We start from the raw sequence: 25,721 nt of genomic DNA on the forward strand, positions 1-25,721 counted from the left end.
CCACCTAGGGGTCAACAACAGCTACCTAGAAGTCGTCCGATGCTGCGTCGCCTATTGCCCGTCCTCATCCTCTGCGCCGGAGTCGGTGCCTTTTTCATCCTCAAAGCAACCCGTCCCACCCCACAACCGGTCGAACCCAAAGAAAAGGTGTGGCGCGTCCAGGTCCAGGCCGTCACACCATCGGACCATCAACCGTTGCTGCCGCTGTTCGGGCAGGTCGAAGCGCCGGACCGCATCCGCGCCACCGCACCTGTCAGCGGCCAACTGATCGAGGTCCAGGTACGCGACGGCGAGCAGGTCTCGGCCGGGACGCTGCTCGCCCGACTCGACCCGCGCGACCTGGAGCCACGCCGGCTCAGGGCACGCGCCCAGCTGGAAAAGGAACGGCTGCGCCAGACGCACGACCGCGAGGCGCTCGAACAGGAACGCGAGCTGCTGCAATTGGCCGAGGCCGCGCTCGAGCGCGCCGAGCGGGTGCAGTCCAAGAAATTGGGCTCGGCCTCCAGCGTCGACGCCGCGCGCGAGACCCTGGCCCGCGCACGCCTGTCGGTCACGCTGCGCGAACAATCCATCGCCGAACAGCCCGCGCGAACCGCCATCCTGGAGGCCGAACTGGCCGAGGCCGAGCGCGATGCCGCGCGTGGCGAGATCCGCGCGCCCTTCCCCGCGCGCATCGGCACGGTCGAGGCCGCCGCCGGAGATCAGCTGAAGGCCAACCAGGCGATCCTGACGCTCTATCCGCTCGACGGACTCTATGTCCGCGCCAAGATACCCGGCGCCTACGGCCCCGAACTACGCCAAGCGCTCGCCGCAGGCACCCGACTGGAGGCCCACGGCATGTGGGCTGGCCGACCCGTAACGGCCGTGCTGGAGCGCATCTCGGGCGAGGCCGACGCGCGCGGCGTGGATGCGCTCCTGCAACTGGCACCGGAGACGCAACTGCCGCTCGGCGCATTCGTCCAGCTGCGACTCCAACGACCGATCGCACCGGACACCATTGCAATCCCCTTCTCCGCGCTGCATGGAGGCGACCGTCTGTTCCTCGTCGAGGACGGGCGGCTGCACGCGGTCCAGGTCGAACGCATCGGCGAACTGAACGGCGACGATGGTGCCCAACAGGCGGTGCGTGCGCTCGGTCTAGCGGACGACTCCAAGGTGATGATCACCCATCTGCCCAACGCGGTGGAGAGCCTCAAGGTCGAAACGATCCAGTGACGGGAGAACGAGCGTGAGACGAGGTCTGATCGCGATCTTCGCCCGCCACAGGTTGCTCGCCAACCTGCTGATGGGCGTCATCTTCATCCTCGGCGCCATCGCGCTGAGCCGCATGAACGTCCAGTTCTTCCCCACCTTCGCGCTCGACATCGTCTCGGTGCGCGTAATCTGGAGCGGTGCCGCCGCCGAGGACGTCGAGAACGGCATCGTCATCCCCCTGGAGGAGCGGCTAAAAACGGTCGACGGGCTCAAGAAGCTCACCTCGACCGCCGCCCAGGGCGTCGCCAGTCTCTCGCTCGAACTGAAGGAGGGAACGGACCCGCTGCTCGCGCTCGATCAGGTGCGCCAACGGGTGGACGAGTTCCGCAACCTACCGCAGGACGCAGAGACGCCTCAGATCGTGCGGGTCTCGCGTTACGACTCGGTCGCGCGGCTGCTGGTCTCGGGACCGAACCTGGCCGATATTCGGCCCTGGGTACGACAGTTCGAGCGCGAACTCCTGGCGCGCGGCCTCGACCGCATCGACATCACCGGCCTGCCCGAGGAACGGATCGCGATCGAGGTGCCGGGCGCAGCGCTCGAAACGCTGGATCTATCGCTCGACGGAATCGGCGAACAGGTCAACCGATTGGCGCGCGACATCCCTTCCGGGATCGCCGGCGACGCCGACGGCGCACGCGAGCTGCGCGGACTGGAACAGCGTCGCGACCCGCTCGCCTTCGAGGATCTCGCCATCCTGAGCGACAACCGCGCGCTGACCCGGCTCGGCGATGTGGCCACCATTCTGCGCGAGCCCCGACCGGGTAGCCTGACGCTTTCGCAGATCCAGGACGACGCGACGGCGGACGAACCGGCGACGGTGGAGCTGCTGGTCCAGCGCGCCGAGAACGGCAACTCGCTCACCGCCGCGCGCATCTTCGACGACTGGCTCCAGGACACCAAGCCGACGCTGCCACCCAGCATCGAGCTGACCGTCTTCGATGCCCAGTGGCGCACCATCAAGGACCGCATCGACCTGCTCATCCACAACGGACTGCAGGGCTTCACACTGGTGATGCTGCTGCTCTTCATCTTCCTGCCGGGACGGGTCGCCTTCTGGGTGGCGATGGGCATCCCGACCGCCTATCTGGCGGCGCTGACGCTGCTCTGGGCCTTCGGCGGCACCATCAACATGATCAGCCTCTTCGGCCTGCTGCTGACACTCGGCATCATCGACGACGACGCTATCGTGATCGGCGAGTACGCCGAATCGCGCTTCCGTCAGGGCATGGCTCCGGCCGAGGCCGCCATTGCCGGCGCGCGGCGCATGTTCTGGCCGGTGATGGCCTCGGCTCTGACCACCATCGCCGCCTTCCTGCCGCTGATGCTGGTCGGCGGCATCATGGGCAACATCCTGGGCGACATCCCTTTCGTCGCCATCATGGTACTGATCGCCTCGCTGGTAGAGGTGTTCCTGGTCATGCCGGCCCATCTGCGCACCGCCTTCGCCCATCAGGTCCGCCAGCAGCCCCCCGCCTGGCGCCGCAGGGTCGACGCCGGATTCGATTACGTCCGCGACCGGCTCTATCGCCCCCTGGTCACAGCCGCAGTGCACAACCGAGGCATCACCGTAAGCCTGGTCGCGGCCATGCTATTCCTGGCGATCGGTCTGATCGCCGGCGGACGCATCCAGTTCGTCTTCTTCCCGACACCCGAATCCCAGTCCGTCTTCGCCAATGCCACCTTCGTCGCCGGCACGCCGCGCGAGCGCACCAGCGAGTTCCTGGATGAGATGCAGCAGGCACTGCTGAAAACCGAGCGCGAGCTGGGCGACGATCTCGTCGAATCCGCTGTCGCCCGTCTCGGCGCGACCGTCTCGGTCGACGTCGGCCCCGGCGCCAAGGGCGATCAGCTCGCCTCCGTCCAGGTGCAGCTCGTGCCTTCCGAGCAACGCGATGTGCGCAACGAACGCTTCCTCAAGACCTGGCGCGAGAACATCCAGATGCCCGCCGGGCTCGAAAGCCTGGTCCTATCGGCGCGGCGCGCGGGTCCGCCCGGACGCGACCTGACCGTCCGTCTCACCGGCAACGACGCCATGCCACTCAAATCGGCCGCACTGGAACTCGCCCAAAGCATGGAGGGCGTGCCGGGTGTCTCCGATATGGTCGACGACATGCCCTACGGACGCGAACAGCTCATCTACCGACTGACCCCGGCCGGACAGGCGCTCGGCCTCACCACCGAGAGCCTCGGCCGCCAGCTGCGCGCCGCCTACGACGGTCATCTGGCGCAGCTGGTCCAGGCCGGACAAGATGAGTTGGAGGTCCGCGTTCTGCTGCCGCGCGGCGAACGCGCCCGACTCAATTCGCTGGAACAGCTGCGCATCCGCACTCCCGACGGCCGGTTCGTCCCGCTGACCACGGTCGCCTCCTGGGAGACCCGACAGGGCTTCGAGGCCCTGCGACACGCGGCCGGACGACTGGCAGTGGAGGTCTCGGCCGACATCGACCGGGCGCTCGCCACGCCGGACAACGTGCGCGAGGCGCTCTCGCGCGAATTGCTGCCGAGACTGGCCAAGGATTACGGCATCGAATACAGCTTCGAGGGCCGAGCGGCCGACCAGCGCGAAACGCTGGGCGACATGAAGCTCGGGCTCATCCTGGGGCTGGGGATGACCTACATCATCCTGGCGGCCGTCTTCTCCAGCTGGGGCTGGCCGCTGGTGGTCATGACCGCGATCCCGCTCGGACTGATCGGCGCGATCGCCGGACACTGGCTGCTCGGGCTCGACCTGACCCTGCTCTCGCTGTTCGGCCTGTTCGGGCTCTCGGGCATCGTGGTCAACAACGCCATCATCCTGGTCAGCATGTACCACGAGCTGCGCGAGACCGGCATGGAGGTCGACGAGGCGCTGATCGAGGCCGCCAGCTCACGACTACGGGCCATGCTGCTCACCTCGGCCACCACGGTCGTCGGCCTGGGACCGCTGATCTTCGAGACCAGCCTCCAGGCCCAATTCCTCATCCCCATGGCCGTCTCCCTGGCCTTCGGCGTGACCTTCGCCACCGTGCTGGTGCTGCTCTTCACCCCAGCGCTGCTCTCGCTGCACGAGAGCCTGCACCAGCGCATGAGCCGGCTCTGGGGCTGGCTGCGGGGCGGAGTCGACTTGCGCAAACCGGCAACCGGCTCCTGATCCGAACGGGAGAATCGAACCGCAAAGGCGCAAAGGACGCGAAGAGAGATCAGGGTTCGTAAAGCGTCCGTCCCCCATCTCAAGGATGAGCGTCAGGTACCAAGCAAACCATTGAATCCTTATGCGAACGGGAGAATCGAACCGCAAAGGCGCAAAGGACGCGAAGAGGGATCAGGGTTCGGAAAGCGTCCGTCACTCATCTCTAAGATGAGCGTCAGGTACCAAGCAAGCCATTGAATCCTTTGCGCTCTTTGCGCCTTCGCGGTTCAAACCCCCTTTGCTGAAACGGGGGGATCGGAGGCGAGGCCGTCTCAGCCTAAACGGCCTGACGGCGCTGCCACAGGTAGTAACCGATCAGGATCAGAACGACGAACCCGAGCGCGGCGGCGGTCACCAGCGGCAGATTGCGTTGCAGCAGCTCCTCGTTGCCGCCGATGAAATAGCCGAGCGCGATCAGAACCATCGACCAGAGTCCGGCGCCGAGCGCGGTGTAGGCCGTGAAGGTCGACAGACGCATACGGCAGAGCCCGGCGGGCAGCGAGATCAATTGGCGGATCCCAGGAATCAGGCGTCCGGTGAAGACGGAGATGGCGCCGTGCTTGGCGAAGAAGGCGTCCGACTTGTGCAGCATCGTGGGACGGATGAAGAAATATTTGCCGTAGCGCTCAAGAAAGGGCCGTCCGAGCATGAGTGCGAAGAAGTAGTTGAAGAAGGCCCCCACCAGACTGCCAGCCAGCGAAGCGGCCAGGATAAGGCTCAAGTCCATCTTACCCTGATAGGCGAGATAGCCCGCCGGGATCAGCACCACCTCGCTGGGAAAGGGGATGAAGGAGGACTCGATCGCCATCAGGGTGAAGATACCCGCGTACCCCCAGCCATGGACCGTCATCAGGATCCAGTCGATGAATTCGTGCAGCATTCCAGAAAGACCTCGGTCGGATTGTGATTGGGATTCGTCGAATGGACGGTCGGCCAGCCCTTTGGGAAAACCCCGGGACGCGAATGATACCCTCAATTGGAGCGGGTGAATGGGAGACCGCCGAATCATCTCGGGGCGGGCAGCAGACAAGACCAAAGGGGACGCTATGAGCAAACCCATCGTTCAGCAGGACCTGGATTTCGATCGCTGCCGCCCCTGAGAGGAGCAGACCGCCGAGCTCGAGGCATTCAGCCCAAGAGGCATTGTAGAGCCGTAAGTGAACTGCTCGACACGAACACCTGCATCACCAAGTAGGGCGCAATAGTGCAACGTATTGCGCCGCATGACGGATTGCACAGACGCTAACACAAGAATCGAGCCAGCGTGGTCGGTCCATTCCATTCGGCGGAATACGCTATCGCTATTCCGCCCTACGACGCTGGAACGCCGACCATCCCTGGTAATCGCTCCGCTCGTCCCGATACTTGTCTGGCTCAGGTTCCCTGAACTCGGGCGCAACGGAAGCCGAGGTTGCCGAAGCAGAGGTCGGACGGGTACCCCTCGCGAACCGCAGAACGGCAACACCTCGCCTCGACGCTCCAAGAGCCGCCGCGGACCACTCGCAGCGCGCTGGCGACTGCGGAGGAGCCTATCGGATCAACCTCGAGGCGAGCCTGATAATCCCGTTGGCCGTCGGCACACCATTCCCAAACGTTACCGAGAATGTCGTACAGCCCCCAGGGATTGGGCTGCTTCCTGCCGACCGGATGGGTGCCCGATCTTGGATTCCGATATTGCATCTCGGGCCAGGAAGAGGAGTCGTGACCCTCCTCGAGCTCGAAGTCGACCCTGCTGTTGCCGCCGTACCAGGCGATCGGATCCAGCGCCGGGGCATTGTTTACGCCGAGGATTTCGATCGGGCCGGAGTACAGCGCCGTCTCGGTCCCGGCCCGACAGGCATGCTCCCACTGCGCCTCGGTCGGAAGGCTCAGCCCGAGATTGGGAATCCTGCTATTGATCTGGGCGATGAAGGTCTGCGCTTCGTCCCAGCTCACCTGCTCGACCGGTCGCTCGGGAGTCTTGAAGCGGCTCGGATTCCCGCCCATCACGACCTCCCACAGCGCCTGAGTGCAAGGCGTGTCGAACAGCCAGAAACCCTGTGTGATGTAAACCTCATGCCGGGGATGCTCGCGTTCGAGCCAATCGCGCACCCGCTTCTCTTCGGTAAGCCCACGGGTCTCTTCCTCCGGCGAGCCCATCCAGAAACGCCCCGGGGGAATCCAGCGCAGCCGCTGGGTGACCGCCTCCAGGGTGAAGGCGACGAAGACACCGTAGCGGTCCTCGCCCCACTCGCTGGCCCAGGCGGGGGGACAGCCCGCGGCCAGCGGGTGCCAGGAGAGATCGATCTTGAGGACGCCGGTCATCTCGACCCACCTAGGTTTGGAATGGGATCGGCCCGCCGGCGAGGGTTCGCCGCGCATCGGCTACGGCTACTGGCACACCGGGGCATTGAGTTGCGGTGACCTCGGAAACACACACGTAGGGCGCAATAGCGCAGCGTATTGCGCCGCACGCCAGATCACGCAGGCGCCAATACGAGAATCGAGCCAGCAAAAGATAGCTCCATTCCATTCGGCGGAATACGCTATCGCTATTCCGCCCTACGACAATGCGCGCCAAGGACACATCCAGCTCCTCGGCGACCGACTCGCCGCCATGGATGGGGATGGTGAAGAAGCGCAATTGCATCGGCGGTGTCATCCGTCGTCGAACGAAAGCAGAACAAACAGATAGCGGCGCCAAGGACACCTGCCAACCGCTCCGCGAGCGATCCCGGCCAGGCCCGGCCTGATCCGCTCCGCGGGCCGGTCCAGTCCGGGACCCCTCGCTCCGCTCGTCCCGATGCCTGACCTGCTCACACCTGAACTCGGGCGCACCGGAAGCCGAGGTCGTAGTCGCGGGCGTCAGGCGCGCGCCTGAGGCGGTAGGCGGAACGGCAGCCCCGCGCGGGGTCGCTCCAGGAGCCCCCGCGGATCACTCGGCCCGCGCCGGTCGCGGTCTCATCCCAGGCTGTACCGTCGGTGGGTGCCTCCTGGTAATTCTCATGCCAGGCATCTTGCGTCCATTCCCAGACGTTGCCGAGCATGTCGTAAAGCCCCCAGGGATTGGGCTGCTTCTTGCCGACCGGATGGCTGCCAGACTTCGGATTCGGATACTGCACCTCGGACCAGCCCGACGAGTCGTCACCATCCTCCAGTTCGAAACCCACTCCGCTATTGCCCCCGTACCAGGCTATCGGATCCAACGCTGGAGCATTCCGTTCGCCCCGAATCTCGATCGGCCCGGTGTAAAGTGCCGTCTGCGTCCCCGCCCGGCAGGCATACTCCCACTGTGCCTCTGCTGGCAGAACGAAGCCTGGAAGACGCTCATTCAGCGCCGGAAGGAACCGCTGCTGTATATCGTCCCAGCTCACCTGCTCGACCGGCCGTGCCGGATCCTGAAAACGACTCGGATTCTTCAGGCCCAAGGCCACCCAAAGCGCCTGGGTGCAGGGCGTGTCGAACAGCCAGAAGCCCTGTCCGATGGTGACCTCATGCTGCGGACCCTCGTCATCCCACCGCCCCGGCTCGTCCTCCGGCGAGCCCATCAGAAACCGCCCAGGCGGTATCCAGCGCAGGCGCTGGACGACGGGCTCTCCGCTGCTGGGCTCGATACGGATCTCGGCCCAGAGTCCGAAACGGTCGCGGCCCATGGCGCTGGCCCAGGAGGGCTTGGCGCAGCGGTACAGGAGCAGCGTCTCGCGGTCGGAGCGGATCTCCAGCGCCGGGGCGTCCGGCAGCTCGGCCGACGCCGAGACGGCAATGTCGAGACGCAGCAGACGAGGCCACTCACCCTCCCGTCCGGCTCCGCGAGACGGATCCGTCCCGCCCCGGCCTGATCCGCTCCGCGGGCCGGGTCGAGCCAGCTCCGTTCGCTCCGCCTCTGGCCTGCCTGGCTCACGGACCTGAACTCGGGCGCACCGGAAGCCGAGGTAGTCGCTGCGGATGTCGGGCGCGAACCTGCTGCGGCAGGCGGAACGGCAGACCCGCGCGGTGTAGCTCCAGGAGCCCCCGCGGATCACTCGGTTCGCGCCGGCCTCACCAGCCCCCCAAGCCGAACCGTCAGTAGGCGCGCCTATGTAATTGTCGTGCCAGGCATCCTGAACCCACTCATCGACGTTACCGTGCATCTGGTAAAGACCCCAGGCGTTCGGCGTCAACGCCTTCGCCGGAATGGTCTCCTGGCGATAAAGATCTTTCTTTCCACCTGCGTAAGGAAAGTTGCCGTCATAGTTGACCTGCTCCGGAGTAATGTTCGTGCCAAGGCTGAAAGGGGTGACGGTCCCCGCCCGACAGCCATACTCCCACAGCGCCTCGCTCGGCAGGCTCAGCCCGAGACATGGAAGACGCTCGTTGATGGATTCGACGAAGTGCTGAACAGCGTTCCAGCTCACCTGCTCGACCGGGCGATCCGACCCTTTGAAATGACTCGGATTCTCGCCCATCACCGCCTCCCACAGCGCCTGGGTGCAGGCGGTGTCGAACAGCCAGAAACCCTCTTGGATCCGCACCTCGTGCCGTGGGCCTTCCCATTCCATGCGCTCCGGCTCGTCCTCTGGCGAGCCCATGAGAAAGCTCCCCGGCTCGATCCAGCGCATCCGCTGAATGACGCTCTGGCCTTTCTTGCCCTCGATCCCAAATTCGACCCAGGCGCCGTAGTCGTCCCAGCCCCAGTCGCTGGCCCAGGAGGGCACTTCACAGGTCATCCAGAAGCCCGGCGCCCGCTCCCACGACGGCGTCACCCGGACTAGACCGTTCTGCGTCCAGATCTCAGCCAGCGGACTATCCTGGCCGGATATAGGCTCGGGATCCGCCGACACCCTCAGTTCGAGCAGATTCCCATGCTGTCCCAGCTTCAGACGTTTCGGCGAGACGCCGGGTGTCTCGACCGCAGCCGGATCCAGCTCATAGGGCGGACGGAAATCCGGATCCTCCTGATGAATCCTCCAGCTCAATCGCTGGAGCGAATGCCCCACCTCCGGGTCCCCCCAGAAGGCAGCCCCGGCGCGCCGTTCGAGACGCTCGAACCAGCTGCGGTCGGCACCGGACATGCGTTCGATCGCACCTTCGGAGTCCTGAGCGAATCCAGCGAAATAGCGTCGCGCCAGTGCCTGATCCTCCGCCAGATCGGGATGGGTGCGCAGCGGCTCCGGGAGGTTGAGAAGCTCTTCGAACCAGATCTCTTCGGGCAGATGAGCCCGCCAGGCGCGGAGCAGACGGGCGAAGCCCAGTTGCAGATCGGACGGAAGGCGTTCGGCAAAGAGACACCGAAGCCGGCGCGTATGCTCCGGGCTCAGACCGGCACCAGCAGGCGAGCGGGCCAGCAACTCGCTGCGCTGCCAGACATCCGATTCGGTCCCCGCATCCGCGGCACCGGGCGGCAACAGCAGACGCGCGGCACGGAGCAGACCCGGCTCGATACGCACCGCGGGCGACACCAGGATCAGAAGACGCTCGGCGCGCTTCTCCCGATCCTCCTCGGGCGCGCGCGGGCGCGGGCGCTCCCAAGGGATGAGATCCCAGACCCTGGTCAGCGCCACCGGGCAAAGCTCCAGAGGGGCCGGCAGCAAGGCGACCGGGACACAGCCGGCGGCCCGCAGATCACGACCGAATCGCTGCCAGGCATGGACCAGCTCCGACCGCATGCCGGCGAGACATCCCAAATCCCCGAGCACCAGCACCAGCGATCCGGGGGGCGGCAGCCCCTGCCCTGCCGCGCCGGAAACCGCGAGACGGGCGGCCGGATCCTGCCCCTCGTGCAGGACCAATCCCTGCAGCGCATGCTCGGGAAGGAGCTCGCTCAGCGCATGCTGCACGGCGAATTGGTCACTGCGGTAGGGGACCAGCCGTTCGGCCCGATCCTGGATCAGATAGAGCCTGGGTCCCCAACGGCGGCGGCGCTCGGGCGGCAGCCGGTCGATGAAGCGACCACGGCTGATCCGGTGCACGGCGGAATCCAGATCGGGTCGGCGGCCCGGCTGGAACAGACAGAGCACCCGGCGCAGACGCGGCTCGAGCTCGCGCCATTCGGCCAAGGGGATCAGCGCCGGAGCGGTCCGTGGCCGGTTGGTCCAGCCGCTGTAGGGGGCCCCCCCGACATCCGGCCGAATGATCTCCGTCGGGGCAATCGGAAGGTTGGACTCGAGTGTCTGCACGCGCCAGAAGCGGGCCGGAGACATGGGCAGGGCATCGATCTGGGGTACCGTGACCGATGCAGCCGCACCGGACCCGGCGGCCAGGGACTGGGTCAGCGCACGGGAATCCGCCACCTCCGTCTCGGGCGAAGGCGGAGACCAGATCCGTCCGCTCAGCTCGGCGATGGCACGCGCCGTCTCCAGGTCTCCGGCCGCCAGCGCCTCGACCAGATCGGCCCTGGCGCAAAGGCCGGCCGGACTAGTCCTGGTCCTGTTCTGGGATCTGCTTGAAGGCATCCGGATGCTTCTTGAGGACGAATTCGGCCACCTTGTCGAGCAGCGCCTCCTGCTCCTTGGCCTTGGAGACGCTGGTGACGACGGCGCGCACCAGATCCAGATACTCGGCCTGACCGGGTAGCGGGAGCCAATGGTTCTCGCGCGCGGTATCCCGATCCTCGATCAGCAGCTCGGCCGCCCGCTCCAGCACTCTGGCCGATGCCTTGCGGCCGAAATGGACCCGGCCACGCCCGACCAGCAGCTCGGCGAGCCGCTTGGGATCGGTCGGCAGGCGCAGATGCAGCACCAGACAGCGCCGAATGAAGGCATCCGGCAGCGCACGTTCCTCATTGGTGGTGATGACGACCAGCGGCGCCCGTCCCACGGCGGTCACCTTCTTGGACCAGCCCTGGGGCTGGAAGCAGCCGGCACCGAGCGCCTCGAGCAGGCCGTTGGGGACGTCGGCCTCGGCCTTGTCGATCTCGTCGATCAGGACGACGGAGCCCAGGGCGGCATCGCCCGCGTCCGGCTTATCCGGCGGCTGGATGCCGACCCGTTGGGCCTGTTCGAGGGCTCCTGACCAATCGAAGGCCCACCAGAGCACGCCGGGCTGCAGAAAGCGGCCGACGGCCAGCCGTTCGCGCGCCTGCCGCTCCGCCAGGTCGCACCGAGCCGCTGGATCCGCCGGCGCGTCTGGGCCGCAGGCACCGAGCCCCAGACCAGCCGTCGCGCCGATCAGCTGGGCCTCGGCAAGCCGGGCAATGGCATCGAAATGCCACAGAAGGTCGCGCGACTCGGTGCGGGCATCGACGGTGTGGACGACGAAGGCCCGACCGAGACGTTTGGCGGCCGCACGCGCGAGCTGCGACTTGCCGATCCCCGGCTCGCCGCGCACCAGCAAGGGCCGGCGCGCCGCCAGGGCCGCGTTGACGGCGCTCACCTGGCGCGGGGTGAAGGCATGAACGGCCTCAGGCATATCGCCCGTCGCCGCCAAGCGCACCACCGGGTCGTCTCCGATCTCCAGAAGGTTCATGGCGCTGATTCCGGTGGTTCGTAAAGGATGGAGCGCAGCCGACCGTAGCGGGCCGTCTCGGCGGGCAGGGGCATCTCGCCGGCCAGGCGCAGAAAGACCAGATGGGGGAAATCCCGCTTCAAGGCGGCGATGTCGGCCTCGCGCTGGCGGCGCACGTCGGCACTGTCGCCCCGCGTAAAGGGCACGATGTAATAGAAGGTGACAGGCCGATCTTTATCTTCGGACCGGGATTGGAGTTCAAAGGCAACGGTGTCGAGCAATTCCTGCTCGGCATCCGCCCATTCGGCCGAGCGCAGGTCGCGCTGGATGAATCTCTCCTGCAGATATCGGCGGAAGAGACCGGCGAAACGTCCATCGTCCCTGGCGAATGCCTCGATGAGCGCGGCGCGCCAATCCTCGCGAAAACGCTGCCCGTCCGCGTCTCGACCTCCTTCGGGCGGCTCCGGCAGATGGCAGGACCCTTCCGGCCACTGGGCTTCGGTTGCGGCCGGCAGGCATTCGGCTGGCCGCTGATCTGCCGCCGCCATGATGATCTCGGCCAGCGTCTTGAGTTTGGTCGGTAGCGCCAGAATCGGGACCTGCTGCGCCGCCCGGTCGCGACGGACTTGGGCAACGACCGATGCCTCCTGGAGCACGGGCAGGATCGCGAGCGTGAGATCCCCTGCGAGCCTGGCGCCGGTCCTGTCGTCGGCGTCCCGAAGCCGACCCTGAACATCCAGAACCAGCGAGAAGAGATCATCGAGCGGCGGCGTCTCGTCGAGAATCCTTTTCACGAGGGCATCGATCTCGTGCGCGCAGTGAAGGGCCAAGGCGAGCTCGCGGGTCAGGGCCTCGCTTCGGGTCAGCAGCTTGAGGAGATAGCGTCCAGCCCGCTCGCGACGCTCCCTTGCCTCGTCGAGACCGAGCAGTTCCCGAAACCTAGCGTTTTCGAGCAAACGAAAAGAGGGAACCGCCTCCAGCTTCTGCCCCCGGTAATTGGACGGAACCTGCTTGACGACGCCCAAGATTGCGCCGTCGACGAACACCGGCATCCCGGACGCACCTCGCCAATCCTGTTCGCACTCGGGCGGAGCCCGCTCGATCACTTCGAAGAAGGCGGCGTTTTCGGCCATGGAGCGCAGAGTCCCATCGAAATTGCCGGGCTCGCGGACCCCGTTGCGCTTATCGGCACGGGCGAATCCGACGCTCTGCCAATAAGCATCCGGTTGAGGAAGCGTCTCGGTCAGTCGACCGCAGGGATGACGACCGACTGCATCGGGAATGGGGCAGCAAATCAGGGCCGCGTCGAGATCGCCCTCTCCTTCCCAGACGACAGCGTCATTGTCGATCGACTGCCAACATCTATCGGAGGCACAGCTTCCGCTTCCCGGGCGCGCGTAGTACCAGCACACACGGATCTTGGCCCGTCGGTTGCGCCGAGGCGGATTCAAGACATGGGCCGAGGTCAGAACGAGGTCGGCGGCCACCGGATATCCGGTACCCAGGCTTCCATGATGACGGCTGCTCGAACTCCCCGAGTCGCTCACTGTAGGGACGAATATGGCGACGATCAGATCCTTGTGCATCGCTTGTCCTCCGAACCGCTCCCGATCAGCCCGGGATGTCGTCCTCGTCGGAGATCTCGAAGGGCGCCCCGTCCTCGGCCCGATGCGGCTTGAGTCTCAGCCTGAGACGATGGGTGCGGACGTCGGAGGCTTTGACATTGGCCTCGGCTTCGTAGACCCAGAACTTGACCCCACCGCCGCCGCCCGCCTCTTTGGTCGTGGCGATATCGATCTCCAGTTCGACGTCCGCGACCTCGAAGCGTAGCTCGGAGTCCTCTCCTTCAGAGCGTGCCGCAACCAGCTCGGCCCTAAGATCTCTCAGCATCTCGGACAAGGCGATTTTGCCCATACGGCTTACCTCTCAGTCGTGTGAATACCCGTCTCAAATCACCCCGATCGCGTGGAGGAAAACGATCACCACCAGTGTCGGCGACACATAGCGCACCAGGAAGCGCCACCCGCGATAGGCGAAGGATTCGCCCATCTGGAGCTCATCGCGCGTCGAGGCGCGGGACATAATCCAGCCGGCGAAGAGCGCGATAAAGAAACCGCCGAGCGGCAGCAGTATGTTGGCGGTTAGATAGTCGACCAGGTCGAAGATCGTCTTGCCGAACAGCTGGAACTCTTCGCCCGACATCACATTGAATGACAGCAACGTCCCAAGCCCCAGGAACCAGGCCAAGGCGCCGACGAAGACGGAGGCCGAGACGCGCTTCATGCCGTGATTCTCGACCAGCCAGGCAACGGCCGGCTCGATGATCGAGATGGCGGACGACCAGGCGGCGAAGACCAGCAACACGAAGAAAAGGGTGCCGAAGAGCTGGCCGAAGGGCATGGCGCCGAAGGCGATCGGCAGGGTCTGGAAGATGAGTCCGGGTCCGGCGGCCGGCTGCAATCCGTTGGCGAAGACGATGGGAAAAATGGCCATACCGGCCAGGAGAGCGACGGCGGTATCCGCAATCACGATAGCCAGCGTCGCGCGCGCGATCGAGGCATTGCCCGGCATGTAGGAGCCGTAAACCATGATGGCGCCCATGCCGAGACTCAGGGTGAAGAAGGCATGGCCGAGCGCGACCAAAATGGGCTCGCCGCTGAAGCTGCAGACCTCGGTACCGACCGCATCCAACTCGCAATGAAAGAAGACCTTGCCGAAATCGGGACTGAAGAGAAAATCGAGCCCCTTGCCGAAGGCGCCCAGACTCATGGAATAGGCCACCAAGATCAGCAGCAGCAGAAAGAGCGCCGGCATCAGTAAGGTAACGGCCCTCTCCAAGCCGCCTCTCACACCGCGCGCTACAACGAACATGGTCATGACCATGAAGAGGCTGTGCCAGACGAGAAGGGTCGCGGGCGAGGCGAGAAAACCGTGAAACAGATCCACGACCTGCTGGGCGTTCGCGCCCGTAAACGAGCCGGCTGCGGTCTGAAAAACGTAAGAAAGCGCCCAACCGGCGATGACGCTGTAATAAGACAGGATCAGAAACCCTGTGATGACGCCGCCCCACCCGAGCAGGCTCCACGCCGGATGTGCGCCCTCATCCTTGACCAGCGCGCGCATCGTGTTGATCGGGCTCTGACGGCCTCGCCGACCGAGGAGGATCTCGGCCGTCATGATGGGCGCACCGATCGCTGCGATACAGCAGAGATAGATGATGACGAAGGCGCCGCCCCCGTTCTCTCCGGTGATGTAAGGAAATTTCCAGATGTTCCCCAGCCCGACGGCCGAGCCGACGGCCGCAAGGATGAAAACGAACCGGGACGACCATTGGCCGTGAATGGAGCTTCGCTGTTCCGACATAGTCGCTCGCCCACCACTGACTGTTGCTGACCCGCCACATTTTCCGTGAAGCGGATCGGCGTAACAAGTTGAATAACCTTGAAACCAAGCGACGAAAACGGGCACCACACAGGTGCATAACGCACCAGGACACGCGCTTGCATCGCACATAAAAGAAGAGCGCAACCCGAGGGGTGCGCTCCATGCTGGTGTTGGCCGGGGCATGCCCCGGCCAGACGCACTGGATCAGAGCAGAGGAACCAGCAACAAGGCCACGATGTTGATGATCTTGATCAGCGGGTTGATCGCCGGACCTGCGGTGTCCTTGTAGGGGTCGCCGACGGTATCGCCGGTGACGGCCGCATGGTGGGAATCGGAGCCCTTGCCGCCGAAGTTGCCTTCCTCGATGTACTTCTTGGCGTTGTCCCAGGCACCACCGCCGGTGCACATCGAAATGGCGACGAAGAGACCGGTGACGATGGTACCGATCAACAGGCCGCCCAGTGCACGCACGCCAGCACCGTCACCCATCAGGATATTCATGCCCACGGCGATCGCCACCGGCACCAGGATGGGCAGCAGCGAGGGGATGATCATCTCCTTGATGGCCGCGCGGGTCAGCAGATCGACGGCACGCGAGTAGTCGGGCTTGCCTGTGCCTTCCATGATGCCCGGAATTTCCGCGAACTGACGACGAACCTCGACCACGACCGAACTCGCGGCACGACCGACCGCTTCCATCGCCATTGCACCGAAGAGGTAGGGAATCAGACCACCGATGAAGAGACCGATGATGACGGCCGGATCGGAGAGACTGAAGAGTTCCAGCTTGCCGGCCGCTTCGAGGTTATGGGTGTAGTCCGCAAACAGCACCAGCGCGGCCAGACCGGCCGAACCGATGGCGTAGCCTTTGGTGACCGCCTTGGTGGTGTTGCCGACCGCGTCGAGTTCGTCGGTGATCTGGCGCACCTCGGGAGGCAGGCCGGACATCTCGGCGATACCGCCGGCGTTGTCGGTGATGGGACCATAGGCGTCGAGGGCGACGATCATGCCGGCCATGGAGAGCATGGCGGTGGCGGCAATGGCGATGCCGTAGAGACCTGCGACGCTATAGGACGCCCAGATGGCCGCACAGACGGCCAACACCGGCAAGGCGGTGGATTTCATCGACACGGCCAGACCGGCGATGACGTTGGTGGCATGCCCCGTCTGGGATGCCTCCGCCACATAACGAACCGGCGCGTACTCGGTCGCGGTGTAGTACTCGGTGATGACGACCAGGGCTGCTGTCAGAACCAGACCGATCAGGCCGCAGAAGAACATCGAGAAGAAGTGATCGCCCATGAAGATGGCCGTCATGATGGCGAAGCCGATCAGGGCCAATCCACCGGCGACGATCATGCCGCGATAGAGCGCATTCATGATCTTGCCGCCATCGCTGGCCTTCACGAAGAAGGCACCGACGATGGAGGCCAGAATGGAAACGCCGCCAAGCACCAGCGGATAGAGGATGTAGCTCATGTCGATCGAGCCATCGGCCGCCTTGAACAGGAGTCCGCCCAGAACCATGGTGGCGACGATGGTGACCGCGTAGGTCTCGAAGAGGTCGGCGGCCATACCGGCACAGTCGCCGACGTTGTCGCCCACGTTGTCGGCGATGACCGCCGGGTTGCGCGGATCGTCCTCGGGGATACCGACCTCGACCTTACCGACCAGGTCGGCGCCGACGTCCGCGCCCTTGGTGAAGATACCGCCGCCGAGACGGGCGAAGATGGAGATGAGCGAGCCGCCAAAGGCGAGACCGATCAAGGCATGCAGCGCGGCCTCATCGGCACCGAGGAAGGCGAAATAGCCGGCGACGCCGAGCAGACCCAAACCCACGACCAGCATGCCGGTGACGGCGCCACCGCGAAAGGCGACTGCGAGCGCTTGGTTGATACCCAGCGTAGCGGCCTGCGCGGTGCGCACGTTCGAGCGCACCGATACGTTCATACCGATGTAACCGGCCAGCCCGGAGAGTACGGCACCGATGGCGAAGCCACCGGCGGTCGCGAGACCAAGCGTGAGCCAGAGGATCAGGAAGAGCGCGGCACCAACCATCGCAATGGTGGAGTACTGACGATTGAGATAGGCCTGAGCACCCGCCTGAATGGCCGATGCAATTTCCTGCATGCGTTCCGAACCAGCGGACTGCTTAGTGATCCAGGCGACGAAGACCAGGCCGAAAATGACGGCTAGGGCTCCGGCGCCGATGGCGAACCAAAGGGCAAAGTCTGTCATGAACATCCCCCCGTTACGGGTTTTCTCGTTGGTTTGAGCCGAACGATTGGGCGGCAATCACAACGTCGGGATACGGACGACGACGCGCCGACCGCCGCTAAAACGGCACGGAACTTTAACATAAAGGTCTTGGTGTTTTTCCGATCGCCCCTTGTTTATCAGGCGCCCGAGCACTATCGGGCCCTGCCGGGCTGAAAACCCAACGAGACACCCGCCGCCAACGCCCCGAATCTCGCCAACTCACCCACCGCGCAAGCCCAAATTTTTCATCGACTTGCCACCAAGCGGCCCCATCGGAAGACTAAGAGCATTCAACACATGGGTTCCAAGCTCCAGGTTCCCGAACGGGTGAAAAAATTCGTTAATGCTCTGTATTGGCTCAAAGACCAAACACAGCTGGCGTTGATGGAATAAGAGACGATTGCGGCGACATGGGTGCAGTCAGCCGATCAAGCGGGAGAATGAACACCTGACGTGACAGCCCCGGCACGGTTGCACCGCAACGATCATACGATGCCCCAAGACAAGACCGGCAAGACCGAAGGTAGAGACCTGGGAATGGCTGTAAAAAGGCGGGATCGGAAACGCGAAAAAACCAAACGACAAAAGGCCGGGAATAATCCCGGCCTTCGTTTCTCGGTGGATCCATTCGATTCAGCGGATCAATGCGCGATCGAGACGGATCCCCTCGAACATGCGGCGCTACACGGTTAAGCCGCCTTGGCCGCCTCCTGCCGATCCGAGGCATCCTCGATCGCCGGACCCTGCTCGCCGCCACGGATCTCGATACGACGCGGCTTCATCATATCCGGCACCTCACGCACCAGATCGATGTGCAGCAAGCCGTTCTCCAGGCTGGCGTCGACGACCTTCACATAGTCGGCGAGTTGGAACTTACGTTCGAAGCCACGGTTGGCGATGCCGCGATACAGGAAGTTGCCCTCCGCCTCGGTCGCCTTGCGCTGACCGGACACCGTGAGCATGTTTTCCTTGGCCTCGATATCGAGTTCGGAGTCGGTGAACCCAGCGACCGCGAGCGTGATGCGGTAGCTGTTCTCGTCCTGGACCTCGACGTTGTAGGGAGGGTAGCCGCCCGGTTCGGTCCGGTAGGCAGTTTCCAGTGAATCGATCAGACGATCGAAGCCGATCATGGAGCGGAACAGCGGCGAGAAGTCGAGCGTTGTCATGACATATCCTCCAATGAGCAATATGAGCCATATAGGCAATATCAACGATGAAAGTGGCGTTCTTGCGAACCGCCGGTTTCGCAGCCCCCAAGCGGGCGACTGCTTACGTTATGTAAAGTAGAACCTGATTAGCACTCTGTCAAGGGGAGTGCTAAACCCTGCGCTCGACTACACGTCGTATTCGGCGATGCGTCGCTTGAGTGTCGAGAGCGGGATACCAAGCTCGCGTGCGACCGCTGACTTGTTGTGGCGGTTGCGCTGCATGGCGTCGAGGATCATCTGACGCTCGATCGCCTTGAGCTGCGCGGGCGAGTGGACTGAGACCGGAGCGACCTCCTCGATCGTGGCCGGCTCCTGAGTGCCGCTCAGATCGACCAGGCGCAGATGCTCGGGTCGGATCTCCTCGCCGCGACAGAGCACCGCCGCGCGCTCCATGACGTTACGCAGTTCGCGCACGTTGCCCGGCCAGGCATAGCCCATGAGCGCAGTCAATGCCTCTGGAGTCACGCGACAGGGAAGCCCCAGCGTCTCGCCGAAGTTCTGGATCAGGAGCGGGATGTCCTCCTTGATATCGCGCAACGGCGGCACACAGAGACTCATGACCGACAGACGATAGTAGAGGTCGGCGCGGAAGGTCCCCTCCTCGACCATGGCCTCCAGATTGCGATGCGTCGCGGCGATCACGCGCACGTCGACCTTGACCGGGCGGTCCGAGCCGACCGGCGCCACTTCGCGGCTTTCGAGCGCGCGCAGCAGACGCGGCTGCAGATCGAGCGGCAGTTCGCCGATCTCGTCGATGAAGAGCGTACCGCCGTCGGCGCAACGGAAGGCCCCCTCCCGTCCCCCGGTCGCTCCGGTGAAGGCACCCTTGATATGGCCGAACAGATCGTTGCGCACCATCTCGGGATCGGCCACCGAGGCATCGAACACCACCAGCGGCCCCTTGCGGCCCGACAGGGCGTGAAGGGTCGTGGCGACCATCTCCTTGCCGGAGCCCGATTCGCCCCGGATCAACACCGTCGTCGGGGTCGGAGCCACCACCCGAATCAGACCATAGAGCTCGCGCATCGGCTCGCTGCCGCCCACCAATGCGCAGAGACCGGATTCCCGACCGACCTCATAGGCGCGCTCCTCCATCCCCATGCGAACACGAATCTCGGATCCGCCCAGCGAGAAGAGGGTCGAGGGTTCGAGAAAGGCCTCCCGGACCCGGAGATCTCGTAGAAAGATCCCATTGGTGGAACCCAGGTCGCGCACCAGCAGCCCCTCGGGGAGCGTGCGAATCTCGGCATGATGACGGGAAACGGTCCGATCGGTGAGCACCACATCGTTGTCGGCCGCCGTACCGATACGGATGCAGGGCAAGGCAAGTCCGAATTCGCGACCGGCGTCCGGGCCGGACAAAACCTCCAGTTCGATTTTATCGAACAGGATTTTACGCTCGGAACGAGCCGTGGCCGGCATGATATAGGTCGAGTTGGGATCCAGATTCGACATCGATACTCCCGAAAACGCTGACGCGCCTGTCTATCAACAATCTTAGCAATCACCGCGACCACGGCGTGCAACGGTGTCGTCTCGGTTACCATCGACGACCGCAAGGGGCCGACAGCCGAGGAGACGATAATCCGTTCCAGACAGGGCCCCGCACGACGAACCAGCTAGAGGACACATGTCAATGCACGACTCCCCGTTCGAGCTCGCCAATGATGCTGCCTACCAACACTGGCGCGATGAGAAACTGAGACAGGCCCCGACGGATCTTTCACAGCTTATCGTGGAGATCGGCGATCCTCGCGAACTCAGCGCCACGGAACACCAGGCCATCCTAGAGCGCTGTCGCATCGCCAACATGGCGATCTATGTCGGCAAGACGGGAGACGATCCGGCGAAATCCATCCCGCGCGACCTAGGGGCCAGATTTGGACTCACTCGGCTGGACCATAACCCCGGAGCCGATGAGGACGCCATCACCTCGCTGACCGTGCAGACCGACCGCCAGCATCGCGACTTCATCCCCTACTCGAACCGTCCCATCTCCTGGCATACCGACGGCTATTACAATAGCCCGGACCGCCAGATCAGAGGTCTGCTCCTGCACTGCGTCCGACCGGCGGAACAGGGCGGCGCCAATGCCCTGCTCGACCACGAGATCCTCTACATCCTACTGCGCGACCGTAACCCCGATCATATCCGCACCCTGATGCATCCGGAGTGCATGAGCATTCCGGCACATCATGTCGATGGAGAGGAAGCGCGCCCGGAGCGCACCGGCCCCGTGTTCTCGGTGCAATCGGATGGATGTCTGCATCTGCGCTATACCAACCGCGCGCGCAATATCCGCTGGCGCAACGATCCGGGGACCGGCGCCGCCGTCGCCGCGCTCAGGGAGATCCTAGAAGAAGAGTCGCCCTGGCATTTCAACGCACGCCTGGAGCCCGGCTGGGGCCTGATCTGCAACAACGTCCTGCACACCCGGACCGGATTCGACGACGGAACCAGCCAGCGCCTCATCTACCGGGCACGTTATTACGATCGGATCAGCGGAACCTGAGGCGCTCAGATCACGGCCTTCAGCGCCTCGACCATGGCTGCATTCTCCTCGGGCAAACCGACGGTCACGCGCAGACAATCGGCGAGCATGGGATGCGCTCCGTCGAGATTCTTGATGAGGATCTTGCGTTCCTTGAGGCCGTCGAAGATGGCGCCCGCCTGTCCGGCCGGGGCACGCATCAGGATGAAATTGGCCTCGCTTGGAAAGAGATGCAGTCCGTCGATCCCGCTCAGCGCCTCGAACAGATGCACGCGCTCGACACGGATGGATTGGGTCTGGGCATCGAAGAGCGGCTTGTGCTCAAGCGCGAAGGTGGCGGAAACCTGGGTGAGGACGTTGACGTTGTAGGGCAGACGTACCTTGTCGATCTCGGCCAGCCAAGGCCTGGGACCGACCAGATAGCCGAGCCGCAGACCCGCCAGCCCCATCTTGGAGACGGTGCGCAGGACCAGCAGGTTCTCCCAGTCGCCGAGCAGCCCCAGGAAGCTGCAGTCGGTGAAGGGTGCATAGGCCTCGTCGACGATCACCAGACCGGGAGCGGCCTCAATGATGCGAACCATGTCGTCCGCATCGAAACGGTTCCCGGTCGGGTTGTTCGGATAGGCCAGATAGACCAGCGCTGGCTGTTCGCGCTCGATGGCCTCCAGCATCGCCGGCAGATCCAGCGAGAAGTCTTCGGCCTGAAGCGGGACGCTGACATAGTCCATCCCGGCGAATAGCCCGATCATGCGATACATGACGAACCCTGGATCGACCGAAAGCACCTTGCGTCCGGACTGTGCGACCGTCAGGGCCAGCATCTGGATCAGCTCGTCCGAACCGTTGCCGAGCAGCACCCCCATGTCGTCGGGAATCCTCATGGCCTCGCGCAGTGCATCCTGAAGCAGCTCGCATTGAGGATCCGGATAGCGGTTCAGCTCGACGCTGCGCAGCGCTTCAAGCCACTCGGAGACCAGGGATTCGGGCCAGCCATAGGGGTTTTCCATGGCATCCAATTTGATCAGGCCAGCGGCCTCGGCGACATGATAGGCGTCCAGCGCGAGAATTTCGGGCCGAACGAGTGACTCGATCCGTGCCTTCAAGTCTCCTCCTCGCCTCGATATTCGGCCGAGCGGGCATGAGCGGTCAACCCTTCGCCACGCGCCAAAACGGATGCGGTGCGCGAAAGCGTGGCTGAGCCGGCGCGCGAGGCCATGATGAGACTCGAACGCTTCTGGAAGTCATAGACGCCCAGAGGCGAGGAGAAACGCGCGGTGCGGGAGGTCGGCAGCACGTGGTTGGGGCCGGCGCAATAGTCGCCCAGCGCCTCGGCCGTGTAGCGGCCCATGAAGATGGCGCCGGCGTGACGGATACGCCCGACGATCGCCTCGGGATCCTCGATCGACAACTCCAGGTGCTCCGGGGCGATCTCGTTGGCGACCCCAATGGCATCGTCCAGATCGCGGGCCAGGATGAGCGCGCCACGCGCACGCAGCGCGGAGGCGATGATCTCCTGGCGCTCCATGGTCGGCAGCAGTTTGTCGATGCTGGCGGCAACGCGGTCGAGGAAGGCGGCGTCCCAGCTCACCAGGATGGACTGGGCGTCCTCGTCGTGCTCGGCCTGGGAGAAGAGATCCATGGCGATCCAATCCGAATCGGTCCCGCCGTCGCAGACGACCAGGATCTCGGAGGGACCGGCGACCATGTCGATACCGACCTGACCGAAGACGGCGCGCTTGGCGGTGGCGACATAGATGTTTCCAGGCCCGACGATCTTGTCCACGCCCGGAATCGTCTCGGTGCCGTAGGCAAGCGCTGCGACGGCCTGCGCACCACCGACCGCGAAGGCGCGATCGACGCCAGCGACGTGCGCCGCAGCAAGGACCAACTCGTTGAGCTCACCGTCGGGAGTGGGCACCACCATGATGAGTTCGGAGACGCCGGCAACCTTGGCCGGAACGGCGTTCATCAGCACCGACGAGGGATAGGCTGCCTTGCCGCCCGGCACATAGAGCCCGGCGCGATCGAGCGGCGTGATCTGCTGACCCAGCAGGGTGCCGTCGTCCTCGCGATAGCTCCAACCGGCCATCTTCTGATGCTCGGCATAGGCACGAATGCGCTCGGCGGCCAGCTCCAGCGCCTGGCGCTGTTCGGCCGGAATGGAGGCCCAAGCCCGAGCCAGACGCGAGCGCGGCAATTCCAGATCGGCCGCAGATGCCGGCGTCCAACGGTCGAATCGGGTGGTGTATTCCAGCAGCGCGGCATCGCCACGCGTACGAACTTCGCGGATGATCTCGGCGACGGTGCCTTGCACCCGATCGTCGGAGACCGAATCCCAGGCTAGCAAGGCCGCGAGTTTGGATTGGAAATCGGCGTCCTGGGTGGAGAGACGTTTGATATCGGTCACGGTTGTCTCACTCATGTTTGATTGGTAGCTGCCAGCTTCCTGCCACCAGCCACCAGCGGATGTATGTCTTTATGGACGACCCCTTTCCTCATCCAGCCAAGCATCGGTCAAGGGATCGAGATTGGAAAGCGGCTCCAACCAAACTGGCAGCTGGAGGCTGGCCGCTGGAAGCTGGCCACTCCCCAATCACTCGCCGTCGACGGACTCGCGCAGCGACGCCAGCAGGGCGCTCACCGCCTCGTGCTTCATCTTCCATGAGGCCTTGTTCACCACCAGTCGCGAGCTGATGTCGGAGATGTGCTCAAGCGGCACCAGGCCGTTGGCCTTGAGCGTGTTGCCGCTCTCGACCAGATCGACGATCAGGTCGGCCAATCCGACCAGAGGCGCCAGCTCCATGGAGCCGTAGAGCTTGATGATCTCGACCTGCTGTCCTTTCGCGGCGAAATAGCGCTCGGCGCTATGCACGTATTTGGTGGCGATGCGCAGTCGACGGGAGGTCGGCGTCTGGGTATCCGGCAATCCCGCCACCATCAGACGGCAGCGCGCGATCTTGAGATCCAGCGGCTCGTAAAGCCCCTCGCCGCCGTGCTCCAGCAGGACATCCTTACCCGCCACACCGAGGTCGGCCGCGCCATATTGGACATAGGTCGGCACATCGCTGGCGCGGATAATGACGAACTTCACCTTGGGATTGCTTGTTTCCAGAATCAGCTTGCGGCTGGTTTCCGGATCGTCCAGCGGCTCGATCCCGGCATTCGCCAGCAGCGGCAGAGTCTGCTCAAAGATCCGCCCCTTCGACAAGGCAATGGTGAGAGAGGCATTCAAATTCATGGTGCGATCATCCTCTGGCCCCCGCGATGCGCTGGATGCTCGCACCCAAGCCCAGGAGCTTGTCTTCGATGTTCTCATAGCCGCGATCCAGGTGATAGATGCGGTCGATCAGGGTCTCTCCCTCGGCCACCAGCCCGGCCAAAACCAGGCTAGCCGAGGCACGCAGGTCGGTCGCCATCACCGGCGCCGCAGTCAAACGCTCGACACCATGACAGATGGCGATATTGCCCTCGACGCGGATGTCGGCGCCCATGCGCTGCAATTCAGGGACATGCATGTAGCGATTTTCGAAGATGGTCTCGGCAATCGAGCCGACACCCTCGGCGATGCTGTTGAGCGCGCAGAACTGGGCCTGCATGTCGGTCGGGAAGGCCGGATGCGGCGCCGTGTGGATGTCGACAGCTTGCGGACGTCGGCCGTGCATGTCCAGCTCGATCCAATCCTCGCCAACACGCACCTCAGCACCCGCTTCGCGCAGCTTATGCAGCACGGCATCGAGACAGTCGGGGCGCGTCTCGGTGACGCGCACGCAGCCGCCGGTCATGGCGGCCGCGACCAGAAAGGTCCCGGTCTCGATCCGATCGGGCATCACCCGATAGCGCGCCCCCGACAGCCGCTCCACACCCTGGATCTGAATCCGGTCGGTGCCGGCGCCCTCGATCCGCGCGCCCATGGCATTCAGAAAATCGGCCAGATCCGTGATCTCGGGCTCGCGGGCCGCGTTCTCGATCAGGGTTTCACCCTCGGCGAGGGCGGCGGCCATCATGAGGTTCTCGGTCCCGGTCACCGACACCAGATCCATCACCACGCGCGCACCGCGCAGACGCCCGGCGCGCGCGCGGATATAGCCGCCCTCGACGTTGACGTCCGCACCCATGGCTCGCAGACCCTCGATATGCAGGTTCACCGGACGCGCCCCGATGGCACAGCCCCCAGGAAGCGAGACGTCGGCCCGGCCATAGCGCGAGACCAGGGGGCCGAGCACCAGAATGGAGGCCCGCATGGTCTTCACCAGCTCATAGGGCGCAACGAAGCTGGTGAGGGTGCGCGGCTCGACCTGCACCACACCCTCGCCTTGCGGTGTCAGGCGCGCACCCATCCGGCCCAACAGGTCGAAGGTCGTCGAGATGTCCCGCAACTGCGGGACGTTGTCGAGCGTCACCGGCGCATCGGCGAGCAAGGTCGCCGCCAGAATGGGCAGCGCGGCGTTCTTGGCGCCGGAGGCTCGCACCCGACCATTCAGGGGAGTGCTACCGGTGATGAGGAGCTTGTCCATGGTTTTCGTTGAATCGAGAACAGAGAGGAATCGAGAGA

At 64.4% G+C, this 25,721-nt stretch carries 19 protein-coding genes; 4 read left to right on the plus strand and 15 right to left on the minus strand.

What is annotated here, in order from left to right:
- The first annotated feature begins 39 nt into the window (after positions 1-39).
- Positions 40-1,215 (plus strand): efflux RND transporter periplasmic adaptor subunit, encoded by a 1,176-nt coding sequence (locus tag THIDRDRAFT_RS11620; protein WP_007041043.1) that lies wholly within the window; start codon positions 40-42, stop codon positions 1,213-1,215.
- 13 nt (positions 1,216-1,228) lie between these two features.
- Positions 1,229-4,387 carry an efflux RND transporter permease subunit gene (locus THIDRDRAFT_RS11625; RefSeq protein WP_007041044.1) on the plus strand — a complete coding sequence of 1,053 codons (3,159 nt, stop codon included), beginning with the start codon at positions 1,229-1,231 and terminating at the stop codon, positions 4,385-4,387.
- A 316-nt stretch (positions 4,388-4,703) separates the two neighbouring features.
- Here the strand turns inward: THIDRDRAFT_RS11625 and THIDRDRAFT_RS11630 are convergent, their stop codons facing one another.
- From THIDRDRAFT_RS11630 to THIDRDRAFT_RS11675, 9 genes are all read right to left on the minus strand, one after another.
- The gene (locus THIDRDRAFT_RS11630; protein ID WP_007041045.1) at positions 4,704-5,306 is read right to left on the minus strand and encodes a DedA family protein; all 603 of its coding nucleotides are present in this window, start codon (positions 5,304-5,306) and stop codon (positions 4,704-4,706) included.
- A gap of 494 nt (positions 5,307-5,800) precedes the next feature.
- Positions 5,801-6,730: a formylglycine-generating enzyme family protein gene (locus THIDRDRAFT_RS11635; protein ID WP_007041046.1), complete on the minus strand. Its 930-nt coding sequence runs from the start codon at positions 6,728-6,730 to the stop codon at positions 5,801-5,803.
- A 10-nt stretch (positions 6,731-6,740) separates the two neighbouring features.
- On the minus strand, positions 6,741-7,055 hold the full coding sequence (locus tag THIDRDRAFT_RS11640) for a hypothetical protein (protein WP_007041047.1): 315 nt from the start codon (positions 7,053-7,055) through the stop codon (positions 6,741-6,743).
- Positions 7,056-7,221: 166 nt separating this feature from the next.
- The gene (locus THIDRDRAFT_RS26740) at positions 7,222-10,836 is read right to left on the minus strand and encodes a formylglycine-generating enzyme family protein (RefSeq protein ID WP_007041048.1); all 3,615 of its coding nucleotides are present in this window, start codon (positions 10,834-10,836) and stop codon (positions 7,222-7,224) included.
- The gene (locus THIDRDRAFT_RS11655; protein ID WP_007041049.1) at positions 10,799-11,848 is read right to left on the minus strand and encodes an AAA family ATPase; all 1,050 of its coding nucleotides are present in this window, start codon (positions 11,846-11,848) and stop codon (positions 10,799-10,801) included. Before THIDRDRAFT_RS11655 ends, THIDRDRAFT_RS26740 begins: the two co-directional genes overlap by 38 nt.
- Complete coding sequence (locus THIDRDRAFT_RS11660; RefSeq protein WP_007041050.1) at positions 11,845-13,413, minus strand: hypothetical protein; 1,569 nt, start codon at positions 13,411-13,413, stop codon at positions 11,845-11,847. Before THIDRDRAFT_RS11660 ends, THIDRDRAFT_RS11655 begins: the two co-directional genes overlap by 4 nt.
- Before the next feature lie 25 nt (positions 13,414-13,438).
- The gene (locus THIDRDRAFT_RS11665) at positions 13,439-13,741 is read right to left on the minus strand and encodes a trypco2 family protein (RefSeq protein ID WP_007041051.1); all 303 of its coding nucleotides are present in this window, start codon (positions 13,739-13,741) and stop codon (positions 13,439-13,441) included.
- A gap of 33 nt (positions 13,742-13,774) precedes the next feature.
- A complete protein-coding gene (locus THIDRDRAFT_RS11670) occupies positions 13,775-15,190 on the minus strand; it encodes a sodium-dependent transporter (protein ID WP_007041052.1) in 1,416 nt (471 codons plus the stop codon).
- 225 nt (positions 15,191-15,415) lie between these two features.
- On the minus strand, positions 15,416-17,455 hold the full coding sequence (locus tag THIDRDRAFT_RS11675; protein ID WP_216725632.1) for a sodium-translocating pyrophosphatase: 2,040 nt from the start codon (positions 17,453-17,455) through the stop codon (positions 15,416-15,418).
- Positions 17,456-17,962: 507 nt separating this feature from the next.
- Between THIDRDRAFT_RS11675 and THIDRDRAFT_RS26505 the strand changes: the two genes are divergently transcribed.
- Complete coding sequence (locus THIDRDRAFT_RS26505; RefSeq protein ID WP_216725633.1) at positions 17,963-18,163, plus strand: hypothetical protein; 201 nt, start codon at positions 17,963-17,965, stop codon at positions 18,161-18,163.
- Here the strand turns inward: THIDRDRAFT_RS26505 and THIDRDRAFT_RS11680 are convergent.
- Both THIDRDRAFT_RS11680 and THIDRDRAFT_RS11685 read right to left on the minus strand, forming a co-directional pair.
- Complete coding sequence (locus THIDRDRAFT_RS11680; RefSeq protein WP_007041055.1) at positions 18,160-18,636, minus strand: Hsp20 family protein; 477 nt, start codon at positions 18,634-18,636, stop codon at positions 18,160-18,162. The genes THIDRDRAFT_RS26505 and THIDRDRAFT_RS11680 overlap by 4 nt on opposite strands.
- Positions 18,637-18,804: 168 nt before the next feature.
- The gene (locus tag THIDRDRAFT_RS11685; RefSeq protein ID WP_007041056.1) at positions 18,805-20,133 is read right to left on the minus strand and encodes a sigma 54-interacting transcriptional regulator; all 1,329 of its coding nucleotides are present in this window, start codon (positions 20,131-20,133) and stop codon (positions 18,805-18,807) included.
- 181 nt (positions 20,134-20,314) lie between these two features.
- On the opposite strand from THIDRDRAFT_RS11685, the gene THIDRDRAFT_RS11690 reads away from it, so the two are divergent.
- Positions 20,315-21,190, plus strand: coding sequence for a TauD/TfdA family dioxygenase (locus tag THIDRDRAFT_RS11690; RefSeq protein WP_007041057.1), 876 nt, complete (start codon positions 20,315-20,317; stop codon positions 21,188-21,190).
- 5 nt (positions 21,191-21,195) lie between these two features.
- Here the strand turns inward: THIDRDRAFT_RS11690 and hisC are convergent, their stop codons facing one another.
- From hisC to murA, 4 genes are all read right to left on the minus strand, one after another.
- On the minus strand, positions 21,196-22,272 hold the full coding sequence (hisC, locus tag THIDRDRAFT_RS11695; protein WP_007041058.1) for a histidinol-phosphate transaminase: 1,077 nt from the start codon (positions 22,270-22,272) through the stop codon (positions 21,196-21,198).
- A complete protein-coding gene (gene hisD / locus THIDRDRAFT_RS11700; RefSeq protein ID WP_007041059.1) occupies positions 22,269-23,591 on the minus strand; it encodes a histidinol dehydrogenase in 1,323 nt (440 codons plus the stop codon). The genes hisC and hisD overlap by 4 nt, the downstream gene beginning before the upstream one ends.
- Positions 23,592-23,762: 171 nt before the next feature.
- Entirely contained in the window at positions 23,763-24,407 is a 645-nt protein-coding gene (hisG, locus tag THIDRDRAFT_RS11705) for an ATP phosphoribosyltransferase (RefSeq protein WP_007041060.1), read from the minus strand.
- Positions 24,408-24,414: 7 nt separating this feature from the next.
- Complete coding sequence (murA, locus tag THIDRDRAFT_RS11710) at positions 24,415-25,683, minus strand: UDP-N-acetylglucosamine 1-carboxyvinyltransferase (RefSeq protein ID WP_007041061.1); 1,269 nt, start codon at positions 25,681-25,683, stop codon at positions 24,415-24,417.
- Between the last annotated feature and the right edge of the window lie 38 nt (positions 25,684-25,721).

Origin of the sequence: Thiorhodococcus drewsii AZ1 (assembly GCF_000224065.1) — a bacterium.
In the GTDB taxonomy this organism is placed as follows: Bacteria; Pseudomonadota; Gammaproteobacteria; order Chromatiales; family Chromatiaceae; genus Imhoffiella; species Imhoffiella drewsii.